The 14,884-nt window shown below is 31.8% G+C and carries 16 protein-coding genes and 1 pseudogene; 15 read left to right on the top strand and 2 right to left on the bottom strand.

Features of this window, described 5'->3' with window-relative positions; genetic code table 11:
- Window positions 1-30: 30 nt before the first annotated feature.
- The 15 genes and pseudogenes from BJG89_RS12045 to BJG89_RS11980 all read left to right on the top strand — a co-directional run.
- Entirely contained in the window at window positions 31-576 is a 546-nt protein-coding gene (locus tag BJG89_RS12045; RefSeq protein WP_096810829.1) for a flavodoxin family protein, read from the top strand.
- A 132-nt stretch (window positions 577-708) separates the two neighbouring features.
- Window positions 709-1,188, top strand: a complete 480-nt coding sequence (locus tag BJG89_RS12040; RefSeq protein WP_096810828.1) for a GNAT family N-acetyltransferase — start codon at window positions 709-711, stop codon at window positions 1,186-1,188.
- A 17-nt stretch (window positions 1,189-1,205) separates the two neighbouring features.
- The gene (locus BJG89_RS12035; RefSeq protein ID WP_186330057.1) at window positions 1,206-2,522 is read left to right on the top strand and encodes an HD domain-containing protein; all 1,317 of its coding nucleotides are present in this window, start codon (window positions 1,206-1,208) and stop codon (window positions 2,520-2,522) included.
- Window positions 2,523-2,678: 156 nt separating this feature from the next.
- A complete protein-coding gene (locus tag BJG89_RS12030; protein WP_096810826.1) occupies window positions 2,679-3,191 on the top strand; it encodes a YwhD family protein in 513 nt (170 codons plus the stop codon).
- 304 nt (window positions 3,192-3,495) lie between these two features.
- On the top strand, window positions 3,496-3,909 hold the full coding sequence (locus tag BJG89_RS12025; protein WP_096810825.1) for a YwiB family protein: 414 nt from the start codon (window positions 3,496-3,498) through the stop codon (window positions 3,907-3,909).
- Window positions 3,910-5,577: an arginine--tRNA ligase gene (argS, locus tag BJG89_RS12020; protein WP_096810824.1), complete on the top strand. Its 1,668-nt coding sequence runs from the start codon at window positions 3,910-3,912 to the stop codon at window positions 5,575-5,577.
- 160 nt (window positions 5,578-5,737) lie between these two features.
- A complete protein-coding gene (locus tag BJG89_RS12015; protein ID WP_096810823.1) occupies window positions 5,738-6,373 on the top strand; it encodes an endonuclease III domain-containing protein in 636 nt (211 codons plus the stop codon).
- Between the two features lie 76 nt (window positions 6,374-6,449).
- Window positions 6,450-7,337: an ABC transporter substrate-binding protein gene (locus tag BJG89_RS12010; RefSeq protein ID WP_096810822.1), complete on the top strand. Its 888-nt coding sequence runs from the start codon at window positions 6,450-6,452 to the stop codon at window positions 7,335-7,337.
- Between the two features lie 278 nt (window positions 7,338-7,615).
- Window positions 7,616-8,566 (top strand): FecCD family ABC transporter permease, encoded by a 951-nt coding sequence (locus BJG89_RS12005; RefSeq protein ID WP_096810821.1) that lies wholly within the window; start codon window positions 7,616-7,618, stop codon window positions 8,564-8,566.
- A gap of 101 nt (window positions 8,567-8,667) precedes the next feature.
- Window positions 8,668-9,366, top strand: a complete 699-nt coding sequence (locus BJG89_RS12000) for an HAD family hydrolase (RefSeq protein WP_096810820.1) — start codon at window positions 8,668-8,670, stop codon at window positions 9,364-9,366.
- A 3-nt stretch (window positions 9,367-9,369) separates the two neighbouring features.
- Complete coding sequence (locus tag BJG89_RS11995; protein ID WP_096810819.1) at window positions 9,370-10,167, top strand: alpha/beta fold hydrolase; 798 nt, start codon at window positions 9,370-9,372, stop codon at window positions 10,165-10,167.
- Between the two features lie 131 nt (window positions 10,168-10,298).
- The gene (locus tag BJG89_RS11990) at window positions 10,299-10,805 is read left to right on the top strand and encodes an SA0570 family protein (RefSeq protein WP_096810818.1); all 507 of its coding nucleotides are present in this window, start codon (window positions 10,299-10,301) and stop codon (window positions 10,803-10,805) included.
- 164 nt (window positions 10,806-10,969) lie between these two features.
- Window positions 10,970-11,680, top strand: a complete 711-nt coding sequence (locus BJG89_RS11985) for a hypothetical protein (protein ID WP_096810817.1) — start codon at window positions 10,970-10,972, stop codon at window positions 11,678-11,680.
- A 347-nt stretch (window positions 11,681-12,027) separates the two neighbouring features.
- Window positions 12,028-12,156 (top strand): hypothetical protein, encoded by a 129-nt coding sequence (locus BJG89_RS14955; protein ID WP_257790617.1) that lies wholly within the window; start codon window positions 12,028-12,030, stop codon window positions 12,154-12,156.
- A gap of 12 nt (window positions 12,157-12,168) precedes the next feature.
- A pseudogene (locus BJG89_RS11980) lies at window positions 12,169-12,828 on the top strand (alpha/beta fold hydrolase); the annotation flags it as partial.
- Between the two features lie 380 nt (window positions 12,829-13,208).
- On the opposite strand, the gene sarA reads toward BJG89_RS11980, so the two are convergent.
- Window positions 13,209-13,583 carry a global transcriptional regulator SarA gene (gene sarA, locus BJG89_RS11975; RefSeq protein ID WP_096810816.1) on the bottom strand — a complete coding sequence of 125 codons (375 nt, stop codon included), beginning with the start codon at window positions 13,581-13,583 and terminating at the stop codon, window positions 13,209-13,211.
- Window positions 13,584-13,944: 361 nt separating this feature from the next.
- Window positions 13,945-14,883, bottom strand: coding sequence for an efflux RND transporter periplasmic adaptor subunit (locus BJG89_RS11970; protein WP_096810815.1), 939 nt, complete (start codon window positions 14,881-14,883; stop codon window positions 13,945-13,947).
- Between the last annotated feature and the right edge of the window lies 1 nt (window position 14,884).

The raw sequence follows: 14,884 nt of genomic DNA, 5'->3' as shown, positions 1-14,884 counted from the left end.
ATATATGAAAAGTATTAAAAGGAGATTGTTATGATTACAGTTTTATTCGGGGGTAGTCGCCCAGAGGGGAACACTGCTCAATTGACTAAAATGGCCTTAAAGGGCCACGATTACGAATGGTTTGATTTAACGCAATATCGCTTAAACCCAGTTAGAGATGTAAGACATGATGGAAGCGTCATCACCGTATACGAAGATGATTATAAAAAAATCATAGATAAAGTATTAGCCAGTGATACAGTTATATTTGCTTCGCCTGTATACTGGTATAGTTTGTCAGCGTCGTTAAAAGCTTTCATTGATCATTGGTCTGAAACATTGATGGACCCTGATTACAGAGACTTCAAAACGAAAATGTCTGAGAAAGATTTTAGACTTATTATCGTTGGCGGTGATTTTCCTAAAGTTAAAGCTAAACCATGTATCACCCAAATGAAATATAGTTTAGAATTTTTAGGTGGTACGTTATCTGGTTATATTATTGGCACTGCAGAGAAACCTGGAGATATTAAAAAAGATTCGTATGCTTTGGACCGTGCTCAAGAATGGCAAGAAACATTAAGCAGAAATGAATAATTTTACAGATAGTTTGGTCAATTGTTATATATTGTCCAAGCTATTTTCATTTGAATAGATAAAGTATTTTGAATACTAAAATTATGTTATAATATAGATATTATTACCTATCATAAATAGGGGGAAATCAACATGCATAAAGTTAGAAAAGCAACGCCAGATGATGTTGTAGGCATCCGAGATGTAGCAACAAAAGCTTGGTATAATACGTACTTAAATATTTATGCAGCTAAAACGGTAAATGAGTTGCTAGCTGCTTCATATAATGAACAACATTTACTTAAAAGATTAGAAGAACAATTATTTTTAGTTATCGAAGAAGATCAGTGTATTATTGGTTTTGCCAATTTTATATATGGTACTGAATTATTTTTATCAGCACATTATGTAAGGCCTTCGTGGCAGCATCATGGCTATGGCTCTGATTTATTAAAAGAAGGCTTAGCGTATTTCAAAGGTGAATACAACGAAGTGTTCTTAGAAGTAGATAATAAGAACGACGAAGCAGTGTCATTTTATGAGCAAAAAGGATTTGAAAGAGTGCGCTCCTATGTGCACGTTATGTATGGGGAAGAAATGGATTTGGCACTGATGCGTAAAACTTTAAGATAATTGTCCATCAATATGGTATGAACAGGAGGACGACATTGACATTGACAACATATGCTACACAAAAATTACCTGAAGAAAAAGTATTCAAAGACCCCATTCATAGATATATACATGTAAGAGATCAAGTAATTTGGGATTTAATTAAAACGAAAGAATTTCAACGTTTAAGACGTATAAAGCAATTGGGTACGTTGTATTTATCATTTCATACCGCTGAACATAGTAGATTTGGACATTCTTTAGGTGTATATGAAATTGTTCGTAGATTAATTGATGATTCATTTAACGGTCGCGAAGCTTGGGATAACAATGACCGACCACTTGCATTATGTGCTGCGCTATTACATGATTTGGGGCACGGACCTTTTTCACATAGTTTTGAAAAAATTTTTAACACAGACCATGAACGTTTTACACAGAAAATTATTACTGGACCAACGGAAGTGAATAGTGTATTAAGACGTGTTTCTGAAGATTTCCCTCAGCAAGTAGCTGATGTCATCAACAAGACGCACGAAAATAAATTGGTTATTTCTATGATTTCGTCACAAATAGATGCTGATAGAATGGATTATCTGCAACGTGATGCGTACTTCACAGGTGTTACGTATGGTCAATTTGATATGGAACGTATATTGAGATTAATGCGACCTTCAAAAGATGAAGTGCTTATTAAAGAAAGTGGTATGCATGCAGTAGAAAACTTCATTATGAGTCGTTATCAAATGTATTGGCAAGTCTACTTCCATCCAGTTAGTCGTGGTGGAGAAGTATTACTCAATAATTGTTTGAAACGCGCTAAACAACTATATAATGAAGGGTACACGTTTAAGAAATACCCTACTGATTTTGTTCCATTCTTTGAGGAATCTGTGACTATTGAACAATATGTAGATTTAGATGAAGCGGTAGTTGTATATTATTTAAAAGCATGGATTAATGAAGATGATGAAATATTAAGTGATTTATCACGTAGATTTATTAATCGTGACTTATTTAAATATATGCCGTTCGATGGTTCTATTATTACAATTACGGAATTAACTGATTTGTTTATACAAGCTGGTATAGACCCGACTTATTATTTTGTAAGCGAATCATTTTCGGACTTGCCATATGATTATGATCGTCCAGGATCAGATAGACAACCAATTCATTTATTAAGACGTAATGGCAAAATAAGAGAAATCAGTAGCCAGTCGTTGGTTATTCATAGTATAACGGGGATTAATAGGCAAGATTATAAATTATATTATCCAAAAGAATTTATATCTGATATTGAAGATGATCAGGTCAGAAATGCAATTAATAGCATATTAGATGAATTGAATTAATTTTAGGATGATATTTTTAACGTATTGAGATAGGATTATAAATTGATTACTTTTCACTCATTGATGAATGTGGCAAAATTTTAGTATAGTCAGTATAGCTGGGCAGCTTTTAAGATATGGTGTATCTGCTGATTTTAATATAGGAGGTGTACACGGATGGCTGAGAATAAAGGATTTAAATTTAATATTATAAAAAATGACCCGTTAGATGGACATAAAGGTACCAATATTGGGTCTATTAGCTTGGATAATGTTGCGCCTGTTTTTATTGATGTTGAAAATGAAGAAGCATTTATCGATATTGCTGGTATGCATGCACGTTCAAGCGTAGAAAAAGGCGTTAAATGGATCAAAGATAAAGAAAAAGTTGAAGGCGAGGAAGCTAAACCATATTGGTTATGTTGGGTAACTACTGAACGTGGAGAAAACGGACCATACTATGCAGGCCTTACAGCATGTTATTTATTAGTTAATAGAAGTATCCGTAGAGGGTATAAGAGTATGCCAGAGCATGTTAATATGATGGATAAATCTATGAAACATTTAATTGACATTGACCATATTGGCGATAACAATAAACAAATATTAAAAGCGTTTCTCAAATCACATGATTTAGATATGTGGAATAACTCAGATGATGCACTACGTGAAGCATTAAAGTCTAAATAAGATTCAAATGATTTTTGAACAGATGTATTAGACATGGTGAGTACGGATGTCAAAGTATCTTTATCGTTTACTTTTTGAGGATAGCTCACTTTAATAAGAGCAGAGATGCGAAGTCAGATTGGAATTTTGATTTTGTGTGTCTGCTCTTTTATTACGATGAAATTGTTTAAGTCATAAGGCCGTTTGACGGATTAAGTTTTAGAAATAAAAATTATATATTTAAAATGATTTTAGCAACTGTATTGCTTATTTCAAGTATGCTATAATGATGTGTATTATTTTAAAGATTAGGGTGAAACGTACATTGGAAAACAATGTTGAAATCCAAACGAAACAAGTTGTTAAACAATTCGATAACAAAGAAAAATTCTCATTATCTACTAAAGGGTCTTGGCAAAAACGTAAAGCTGATTTTATACGTTATCAGGAAGAGATAGATGGCGCTACAGTTAATGTAACGGTTAAAATTGAAAACTCAGGCGTAAAAATTAACCGAAATGGCGACATTAAATTAAATCTTCACTTTGTAGAAGGTGAAGATACAATGACTTTGTATGAAATTAGTGGTGGCCGTATCCCACTCACGGTTCATACGCATTCTATTTTACATTTTGTAAATGATAACGGTGGTAAACTGAAAGTGCATTATGATTTAATTCAAGATGAAGAGAAGATGGGATCTTATCAATATGAAATTACTTACAAGGAGATGCCGTAAATGAACATAGTTGAACAAGTCAAGCAAACGTTGGTTGAAGAAATTCAAAAAAGTATTCAAAAAGCGCAACTTGCTGAAGTGAATGAAATTCCTGAAATAAAAATTGAAATACCAAAAGATAATAAAAATGGTGATTATTCTACAAATATTGCAATGGTTTTAACAAAAATTGCGAAACGCAATCCACGTGAAATTGCTCAAGCGATTGTAGACCATTTAAATACGACGGCTGCGCAAGTTGAAAAGGTAGATATTGCGGGGCCAGGTTTTATTAATTTTTATTTAGATAATGCTTATTTAACAGCTATTATTACTGAAGCAATCAATCAAGGAGACCATTTCGGTCAAAAAGAGATAAAAAATGGGGAAAGTATTTTATTAGAATATGTATCTGCTAATCCTACAGGTGATTTACATATAGGCCATGCACGTAACGCAGCCGTTGGTGATACATTAGCTAATATTTTAGAAGCAGCAGGATACAATGTAACAAGAGAATATTATATAAATGATGCTGGTAACCAAATTACAAACTTAGCACGTTCTATTGAAGCACGTTACTTTGAAGCGCTTGGCGACGATTCTTTCGAGATGCCGGAAGGTGGCTACTATGGTAAAGATATTATCAATATTGGTAAAGATTTAGCAGAAAAACAACCAGAATTAAAAGACTTAGAAGAAGAAGAACGTATAAAAACGTTTAGACAATTAGGCGTTGATTATGAAATGGAAAAATTAAGAAAAGACTTAGCCGATTTCAATACGCATTATGACAGCTGGTTTAGCGAAACGACGCTTTACGAGTCAGGTGAAATTCAAAAAGTGTTAGATAAAATGACGGAACTTGGTTATACGTATAAAGAAGATGGTGCAACATGGCTACGTACAACAGATTTTTCTGATGATAAAGATCGTGTATTGATTAAAAAAGATGGTAACTACACATATTTTTTACCAGACATTGCTTACCATTATGATAAAATTGAACGTGGCAATGATATCTTAATTAACTTATTTGGTGCAGATCATCATGGCTATATACAACGTTTGAAGGCGTCAATGGAAACATTTGGCGTAGATAGCGAACGTCTTGAAATTCAAATTATGCAAATGGTGCGCTTAATGCAAGATGGCCAAGAAGTAAAAATGAGTAAACGTACAGGCAATGCCATTACTTTACGTGAAATCATGGATGAAGTAGGCGTAGATGCAGCGCGTTACTTCTTAACAATGCGCAGTCCAGATACGCATTTTGATTTTGATATGGAGTTAGCAAAACAAGAATCACAAGATAACCCAGTATATTATGCACAGTATGCGCATGCGCGTATCTGTTCTATTTTAAAGCAAGCTAAAGAAAGAGGTATTGAACCTTCAACTAGTGCAGATTATGCACTTATTACAAATGACAAAGCAATAGAACTATTGAAAAAATTAGCGGACTTTGAAACTTCTATAGAAAGTGCAGCAACACATAGAGCGCCACATAGAATTACAAACTATATTCAGGATTTAGCAGCACATTTCCATAAATTTTATAACGATGAAAAAGTGTTAACAGATGATGTAGAAAAAACAAAAGCATTGATTGCATTAATTGATGCAGTGAGAATTACACTACACAATGCATTGAACCTTGTTGGTGTCACTGCCCCAGAATCAATGTAAATAAATCTGTTTATAATTATAATCGGATTTCGAAAAGTAAGTATGAGGTTTGTCTAACAGTTTGATGGGATATCATCATTTCTAAGACTAAACCTTGCTTACTTTTTTTTATTGTTTTGCACATATAATATTTTAAAACTAATGGATAGGGGGGTTATATATGTTAGACACGCAGTCGTTGTATCGCACGTTATATTCAAATATGGGTGCGCAAAATTGGTGGCCTGCCGAATCTAAAATGGAAGTGATATTAGGGGCCATTTTAGTGCAAAATACAAACTGGAGAAATGCGGCGTATGCACTTCAAAATTTAAAGAAAGAGACAGCCTTTGACCCAGAATGTATATTAACTTTGGAGTTAGAACAGCTACAAACAATAATAAAATCTAGCGGTTTCTATAAAAATAAAGCTATGACTATATTAACTGTGCTCAATTGGTTAAAAAGATTTGAGTTTGATTTCCAAGAAATACAATTATATTACGAATCCCAATTACGTAACGCTTTATTAAAAATAAAAGGGATTGGGAGTGAAACTGCTGATGTCTTGTTAGTGTATGTTTTCGAAGAAGTGGCATTTATACCAGATAGCTATACTAGAAGGATTTATGCTAAGTTAGGCTACAAGCATACAGAGAGTTATGAAAAGTTAAAGCAACATATCCAACTGCCTACATTTTTTACAAATAAGGATGCCAATGAATTTCATGCTTTATTAGATAACTTCGGAAAAAATTACTTTAGTAGTAAAAATGAAAAGAAATATACATTTTTAGATAAGTATTTTAAAATATAAATTTCATAAAAATGATGTCGTTAAGTAGATGAATTTTTGATAAGATAAAAGCAAATAAAGGATAGGAGTTAAAGTCATGAAAACATGGAATAAATTAGTGTATCTTTTACTCATTTTTGTTGTTGTATTAACTGCTTGTGGCACTAAGTCAGAGCAACCTAAAAATGATACAGAATCTGATAACCAATCATCATATAAACGCATTATTTCTCTTATGCCTAGCAATACAGAAATATTGTATGAACTTGGTTTAGGTGATGATATCATAGGCGTTTCAACTGTTGACGATTATCCCAAGACAGTTAAAGATAAACAACAATTTGATGCGATGAAACTTAACAAAGAATCACTGATGAAAGCTAAACCAGATTTAATATTGGCCCATGAATCTCAAAAGGCCACTAACGATAAAGTATTGAAAAGCTTAAAAGATAGTGGCGTAAAAGTAATTTATGTGAAAGATGCACAATCTATTGATGAAATGTATGCTACTTTTAAACAAATTGGTAAAGTGACAAATAAAGAAAAAGAAGCTAATGCACTTGTAAAAGAAACGAAAGATAATATCGATCAAGTGAAAAAATCAGTACCAGAAGATGCTAAAGGACAAAAAGTATTTATGGAAATTTCCTCTGCACCAGAAATATATACTGCAGGAAAAAATACGTTCTTTGATGATATGTTAACTCAATTAAAGACAGAAAATAGTTTTTCTAATTTAGATGGGTGGCAAAAGGTTAGTAAAGAAGACATTATTAAACAAAATCCTGATATAATGATATCGACGATGGGTGTTTCAACTTCTGAATACCAACAGATAATCGATAAACGTGGCGGATTTAACCAAATTAATGCCGTACAAAACAACAAGATGAAATCTGTCAATGGAGATGAAATTTCAAGGCCCGGCCCGCGTATAGACAATGGTTTGGAAGCTTTAAAAGAAGCTATATATGGCAAATAAAATGTAAGCAATCGGCAACTAAAAAATAATTAAAAATACGATATATACCCCTGAAAATGATGTTTAAATACTTCATTTTAGGGGTGTTTTTTAACCGAAATGACTTTATCAAAAGAAACTATAAAACATGATTATAGATATTATATTTAGTTTTATTGTTAGTTGACATAGGTTATTTACTTTATATGTAAAAATGTATACCATGCTAGTTATGATTGGTACGCATTTTGTTATAATTATTAAAGGTTAAGAGATTTTAGTGAAAGCGTGGAAAATACATGAAATACAGTAAAGCATTAATCATTTGTTTTTTAATTCTCATCACTAGTATGTTACTAAGTTTGTTGTGGAATATTGGTGATATCCACGAAGCATTGACACAGTCTATATTATTTCAAGTTAGAATCCCTAGAACAGTACAAGCATTATTAGCTGGTATTGGTTTAACACTAGCAGGCCATATGTTCCAAACATTATTAAATAACCCATTAGCTGATAGTTTCACTCTAGGGTTAGCAAGTGGTGCCACTTTCGGGTCAGGTGTGGCTGTCGTCTTAGGATTATCATTTATTTGGTTGCCAGTGTTTTCAGTATTATTCAGTATTATTACATTAATCATTGTTATCGCGCTCACTACTGCTATGTCTAGAGGTTACCCTATAAGAACTTTAATATTATCTGGCATTATGATAGGCGCCTTATTTAATGCTTTTTTATATGTGTTAATCATCTTTAATCAAGAGAAAATGAATAATATAGTAAATTATATGTTTGGTGGCTTTTCTTCAGCAGAGTACAATGAAGTAATATATATAGGCATCATACTTTTTATTGGTATTATCATTTTGTTTAGCCTACTTTCAAAAATTAAAATATTGCAATTAGGCCAATTAAAAGGGCAATCGCTCGGATTAAATGTACAATTACTAACGTATGGTGTGTTGTTTATTGCATCTATTATTACTGCTGTTATAGTAGCGTACGTTGGTATTATTGGTTTTATTGGAATGGTCATCCCGCAACTTGTACGTCGTCAAAATCAACAATTTAATATTGGACAACAGATGGTGTTAAATATGTTGATTGGTGGTACAGTTATGGTATTGTCTGATTGGCTGGGTAGTGTGTTGTTAAGCCCGTTCGAAATCCCGGCCAGTATCATATTAGCAATGCTTGGCATCCCAGTATTGTTTTATATTATGATTACGCAACCACGTGCAATTGAATAAACTAAAAATGACTATCGTCGAGAAACGATTTATACTATATAATGATATTTATTAATTATGATTTGGCGTAAGGTAAACATAAGATTAAAGAGGTTATAGCTATGGATTTAACGCATGTGAAAGCGATCGTTTTTGATTTAGAAGGTACATTATTAGACAGAAATAAATCTAGAGAAAAATTTATTGAAGAGCAATATGAAAGATTTCATGATTATTTTGTACGTATCCAACTAGAAGATTTTAAACGGAAATTTATAGAATTGGATGATGACGAAGACCATGATAAACCTGAATTGTATAAAGCAATAATTAAAGATTTCCATATAGATCGACTAACTTGGAAAGATTTATTCAGTGATTTTGAAATGCATTTTTATAGGTATGTATTCCCTTATTATGATACGCAATATACTTTAGAAAAATTAACACAATATGGATATTTAACTGGTGTAATCGCAAATGGTAAGTCAAAAATTAAACAGTTTCGTTTACACGCATTAGGGATTGAGGATAATGTAAATTATTTATCTACTTCAGAGACAGTAGGATACCGTAAACCGCATCCTAAAATTTTCGAAGATATGTTAACTCAACTCGGCACCAAACCTGAAGAGACAATGTATGTTGGTGACGACCCACTTAATGATGTGGCACCTGCTAGAGCAATGGGCATGATTAGTGTTTGGTTTAAAGAAGATAATGAAAATGATCTTACGCCATTACCAGAGGAAGTAGATTTTACAATTAAAACTACAGAAGAATTACTCTCCATATTATCAATTAGTAAGAAAGGAAGATAAAATATGAACTTATTTACAACAAGTGATGGTATAGCTTTAAACTATAAGACGAGTGGGGAAGGCAAAGCGATCGTAATGATTCACACTGCTTTTGATAATTTTTCAGTATTTCAAGGTTTAGAAGCTAAATTTAATCATGCTTATCAAGTCGTACTCATTGATTTAAGGGGTCATGGTTACTCGGATAAACCTACTAAAATTAATTTTCAGACATATGCTAAAGATATAAAAGAGCTATTAGATTACTTATATATTAGTGAGTGTTCGATTATAGCACATGAGTTGGGTGGTTCGATTGCTGCGTTATTTACTGCACAATATCCTGACGTTGTAACTTCATTAACAATGGTTAATCCTACACTATTAAATGACATCACGCCTGAAGAGCGTTTATATAGAAAATATGCAGATAAGATTAGAAATTGGGATGGTGAAGCACAACAGAAATTCCTTGATAAACAACTATATTATTCTAAAAGGAAAGCTAAAAAATTCTTGAAACAAGTGGAATATACCAACAGTATGTCTACAAAATCTGAAATTGAAGCAGTAAAAGAATCATTTATTGATAACAATGTTATGAATTATTTAAAAGAACTAAAAGCACCGACATTAATTGTAGTAGGGCAACATGGTGAACGGACGACGGTATTCGAAGCGAAAGAAGTTGCTGATTATATCGGTGACACGCGATTTGAAGTTTTTGAAGCATCGGGGTTATATCCATTTGTAGAAGAAAAAGATAAATTTATGAATCATGTTGCTGAATTTATAAAACAGCAAGTTCCATCAGTAGCTTAGTACCACAAAAAGATTACAAGATAACTTGTTTTGTAATCTTTTTGTAACATGACTGTTATTTTAGTAATATTTATAGTACAATAAAAACAAGCACAATAAAAGTCAGTTAAATATAGAAGGAGAGAGTGCTTATGAAAAGGTTATGTGCAGTAGTTTTAGTTGCAGGATTAACATTTTCTGGTATTAATGCAGGAACTGTTGAAGCGGCATCTGGGAACTCAATCCAAAACGTTACTGAATTACAACATGGCGATCAATCGTTAGAAGGTGCAAAATTAGGAAATTCTATTCAAACTGTATTAAAAGATAATAAAAAACCAATTTACTCATATAAACCTGACGGTTCAGAACACTATTATGAATTCAAAAAAGATAATGGTGTACTTGTTGTAACTGCGGATGGTAAGAAAAACGATGGTAAAATCACTCGTATTTCTATGAGCTATAATGATACAAATGGTCCTGCATACAAAGAAGTGAAAAAACATGTAAGTGACACGGCTATTACGCGTGAGCATTATAATAATGTGACAGGTAACTTTGGTTACGTTCAAGATAACGAAGTATCTTACCAATTTAGCTCTTCATCACCAAGTGATAAAAATATCAAGCTTTATCGTATTGATATTGGTAAATAACTTTCACTTGTAATATTTAAAATGAATAATAAACCGACAAGTGTAATGCTATATACTTGTCGGTTATTTTATTGTTACAATGAGAGAAAGTTTAATTATATATGTTAGTCATTTACATATATTAATATATAGAGTATTTATTTAATATAAAAAAGGAGCCTATCATGAGAGTTAACGACAAAGTATTAGTAGAAAATATCAATGATTATTTCACTCATAAAGGTCTTTCCCCAAATCTTATAGATGATATTAAGGGGAAACTAAAAAAAGAATTGAAAAAATCGGAAGCACAAGATTTGGATTATATAGAATACAGAAGAAAGTCACCAGCTGAAATTATTTTAACGATTCAACGTAATTTATTTACATTACAATTAAATCCTATCGTATTTTTTATTATCAATTTTATTTTGCTATCCTATTTGTATGACAAACAATATGTGCCATTTCAGGCTGCGACTGGTTTATCCATTTTTTACTGTTTAATTATCTTGCCAATATCAATTTTTATTTATTTGAGAATTGATTGGAAAAATTATCTCTATAGTAATAAATTCGAGAGGGTTATTGGCCTTAGTGTTGCTGCAGTAGCGTTAATACTAGTCTTTGCGCATGCTTTTGGCTTTGATTTAGGTATTGTAGCTGTCACAATATACGCACATCAATTTGTCTTTTTTGTTGGTATCATTTTTAGCATTTCAGGTATTTACTTTAGAAGGTTAGAATTTACTGGCATAGGTTTGTTATTTTGTCAAAAAACGATAGATGCAATGATTAGTAACCCTATCGTTACACAAATTGCTTCAATCGTAATTTGGGTTTTATTATTAATCGTGATTATCTATTACACGATTAGAATATCTTCTAGAAAATAGCAATATTTATACTAATAAATAAAAATGTATCTTCATTTTTTGAATGGAGATGCATTTTTTTATTTAAAATTGTTTTATTTCGAACATATATATTAGCTTAGGAAATAGTTCTAATCTATCTGCTGTTGTTTATATTGTGATTTCATCTTGACCAAGACAGGGCAGGCGCAAGAAACACTTTTAGAAAATAAGTATGTCATGCGAGAACTATAGGTTTTTTAACGTGTTTAATTTAATATTAAGTTTATAGAATGAAGAAAAAGAAGGTACTATGGCTAAATATTTAAAATTGAGCGTAAGCATTATTAAACAAGGGTATATAAATCATATAAAGGAGGTGGCCCAAAATGGAAAAAGTAAGAATTAATTGTGACATTGAATTGGCATATATCCGTGAGGGTCAAGGCTTTCCTATCATTTTAATTCATGGTTTAGATGGCAATCTTGCTTCTCTATGTAACTTGAAAGACGAATAAAAAAACGACTTTGACGTCATCATTTATGACGTTAGGGGACATGGCAAGTCATCCAAGCCCAATGCATTTCGTTTGAAAGATCATGTAGAAGACTTATATATATTGATGCATAAATTAAATGTTAAAAAGGCACACTTAATAGGGCATGACATGGGCGGTCTCATTGCTAAGCATTTTTCTGATGAATATGCATCGATGGTAGAGTCATTAACATTAGTTGCCTGTAATTTAGTAGATAGTGTATTTGAATTAAATAAATTAATGATTGAACATGAAGACGAAATAGAAGGTTTTGATAAAGCTGAATCTTTATTATTATTACTGCCTTATATATACAAAGACAAAGAAAAGGCTAAAAAGTGGTTTCAATCACAGCTTATTTATAATAGGCAATCAGCTGAAGATAGCGCCGTTGCTACACGAGCTTTAATGCAATTTCCAGTATTTAACAAGGATACTATAATTGAAGAAACAGACATACCTACTTTAATCGTTAATGGTAAAGACGATCCTTTTGTTACTGAAGAAATGTTGAATAAGTATAAACAAGTGTTTAAAAAATTAACCTTGGTTGAATTTAATCAATCAGGCCACGCTCCCCATATAGAAGAACCGAAACATTTTTTAGAAGCTTTTTTGAACTTTATAAAACCGAGCGTGTATCAAGAGTAATGAACTAGCTGAGCTATTTAGACTGTCGACAAAGTCTCTGATTTTGTCGACAGTTTTTTATGCACACTTTTCACGGGCACAGCCTCAACTCATAGTGTTACCACATCAGAATAAATAACTACCAATAAAAAATGCAGCTTATTATAAAAAAATATCATTCGGGTATAGAAATCATGAAAACTTGGGCAACTATATCTTATTAATTTCGCGACTTTATGCTTCTTATATTAAAAAAGAGATTAAGTAACCTAAGAATGTCTAAGCGAAAAAATTTGTCTCAGACCGCTTTGGCAAAGCGCCGCATAAAAAAGTCTGAATCATTTAGTCATGACCCAGACTTTGAATTATTTATAGATGTATTATGTGAAAGAAAAAGCTGTTTATACTTCTTTTTCATCATTTGCTGCTTGGATACGTTTGTCGACACGTGATAATAATTCGTTGATCTTTTTGCGTTGCTTAGAATCAACTAATATTAATACGGTCCTTTCATCGTGCTCATTACGTTTTTTATCAAAGTAATCTTCTTGAGATAAATTTTTAACTGCTTTAACAACTTGTGGCTGTTTATAGTTTAGGTGATTGATGATATCTTTTAAGTAATATTCTTCACTTTCGTGTTCGCTAATATATGTTAATACAGCAAACTCCTCGAAACTTATTGAAAATTCTTTTTTGATAATACTCTTTAATTTATCAGCGTATGTTACCATCGCTAATAATTCAAAACAATCGTTAATTTTGGTGATAGCCATGCTTAATTCCTCCCTAATTTATATGCCCAATCAAATATACATATTAAAAATCTTTTTGTATAATAATTTGTCTTAATTCAAAGTTGAATACAAAGTTTTTATCATAATTTACAGCTCTAATAAATTTGGGTAAAATATATTAAAACCAGCATTATTTAGTTTATTATAACTAAATAAAAATAGAAAGTAAACAAAAAACCGTTTAAACATCACAGTAATGATTTAAATTATTAATTCAATTATTTAAATACCAATGATTGAATCATAATTAATGCTTCTCTATTACAATTTGTCACTATTTGATAAAAAACATAAAAGACAAATATCATTTTAAAGATTATGGCATTTATACTGTACACATTTAATTTTTAAATCGCACAGTATCAGCATTCCTAGCTATGACATCGCCGGGCTTTAATCCTTCAGTTATCAACATAGTTTTTTTATTACCCGATTTTTCTAGTTTAATAACCCTTTTAATAATTTTTTTATTTCTTAGCAGGTAAACGAATTGATCGTTATCTATTGCTGTGCGAGGTATTTCAATTTGAGTATTAGGTATTTCAATTTCAACATGACTTCCAAAGAAGTAAGCAGGTTTTGGTGTAATTTCAATTAAATATTTGGAATTTTGAGATGCTTGATTTTGCTTGAGTGGCAGTGTAGAAATTTGCTTTATTTCTCCGCTAGAAGTCCTCCCGTTCTTGGCTTTTATTTTTAATTTATCTTTTACATGCAAAAAGGGGCGGTCGTTTTCAGAAACCTTTGCTCTTATGATAGGTGTTGCATCGTATATTTGAACCAATGGTAACTTATTTAAAGAAGAATATGTGTAATTTATGTTAATTATACCAGAGATAGGAGCGAAGATGGTTGTGCGTAATTGAGGTTGTAGTTGCGCAATTTCAGTTTCTAGATTTTTTATAGCTAAATCATAGTTCGTAGATGCGTATGTTTTGTTTTGAGTTAATTGAGCGAGTTGTCTTTGTTTTAAAGTAATGCGCTGTTCGATTTGGGGATTATAGTATTCGAAAAGTGGTTGATTTTGCGCTACCTTCGATTGGTTTTGAACATACCAATCATGTATGGCGCCCTTAGTTGGATTATAATCGATTGTGATTAACTGAGAAGGCTCTTGTTTGCCTATGAAGTATTGGGGCTTTTTGTAGGTAACCTTTATCGTTTCAATTTGGTTATTTACGATGAAGGTTGTTTTTGATTTTAAATATAACCATAAAAATAATGCAGTTGTGCTAAATAAGATAAGCAATGCGAGTAGTAGAATACAGATACGTTTCAAT

Source organism: Staphylococcus nepalensis, assembly GCF_002442935.1.
In the GTDB taxonomy this organism is placed as follows: Bacteria; Bacillota; Bacilli; order Staphylococcales; family Staphylococcaceae; genus Staphylococcus; species Staphylococcus nepalensis.
Note: the sequence above shows the minus strand (reverse complement) of the source record. Positions and strands in the feature narration are given on the sequence as shown.

Bases quoted from the DNA above. Each gene is read 5' to 3' on its own strand.
- BJG89_RS12005 (WP_096810821.1), top strand. From the start codon at position 7,616: ATGAAATACAGTAAAGCATTAATCATTTGTTTTTTAATTCTCATCACT.
- BJG89_RS11995 (WP_096810819.1), top strand. From the start codon at position 9,370: ATGAACTTATTTACAACAAGTGATGGTATAGCTTTAAACTATAAGACG.
- BJG89_RS11985 (WP_096810817.1), top strand. From the start codon at position 10,970: ATGAGAGTTAACGACAAAGTATTAGTAGAAAATATCAATGATTATTTC.
- argS (WP_096810824.1), top strand. From the start codon at position 3,910: ATGAACATAGTTGAACAAGTCAAGCAAACGTTGGTTGAAGAAATTCAA.
- BJG89_RS12035 (WP_186330057.1), top strand. From the start codon at position 1,206: ATGAACAGGAGGACGACATTGACATTGACAACATATGCTACACAAAAA.
- BJG89_RS12030 (WP_096810826.1), top strand. From the start codon at position 2,679: ATGGCTGAGAATAAAGGATTTAAATTTAATATTATAAAAAATGACCCG.
- BJG89_RS14955 (WP_257790617.1), top strand. From the start codon at position 12,028: ATGGAAAAAGTAAGAATTAATTGTGACATTGAATTGGCATATATCCGT.
- BJG89_RS12040 (WP_096810828.1), top strand. From the start codon at position 709: ATGCATAAAGTTAGAAAAGCAACGCCAGATGATGTTGTAGGCATCCGA.
- sarA (WP_096810816.1), bottom strand. From the start codon at position 13,583: ATGGCTATCACCAAAATTAACGATTGTTTTGAATTATTAGCGATGGTA.
- BJG89_RS12000 (WP_096810820.1), top strand. From the start codon at position 8,668: ATGGATTTAACGCATGTGAAAGCGATCGTTTTTGATTTAGAAGGTACA.
- BJG89_RS11990 (WP_096810818.1), top strand. From the start codon at position 10,299: ATGAAAAGGTTATGTGCAGTAGTTTTAGTTGCAGGATTAACATTTTCT.
- BJG89_RS12045 (WP_096810829.1), top strand. From the start codon at position 31: ATGATTACAGTTTTATTCGGGGGTAGTCGCCCAGAGGGGAACACTGCT.
- BJG89_RS12010 (WP_096810822.1), top strand. From the start codon at position 6,450: ATGAAAACATGGAATAAATTAGTGTATCTTTTACTCATTTTTGTTGTT.
- BJG89_RS12015 (WP_096810823.1), top strand. From the start codon at position 5,738: ATGTTAGACACGCAGTCGTTGTATCGCACGTTATATTCAAATATGGGT.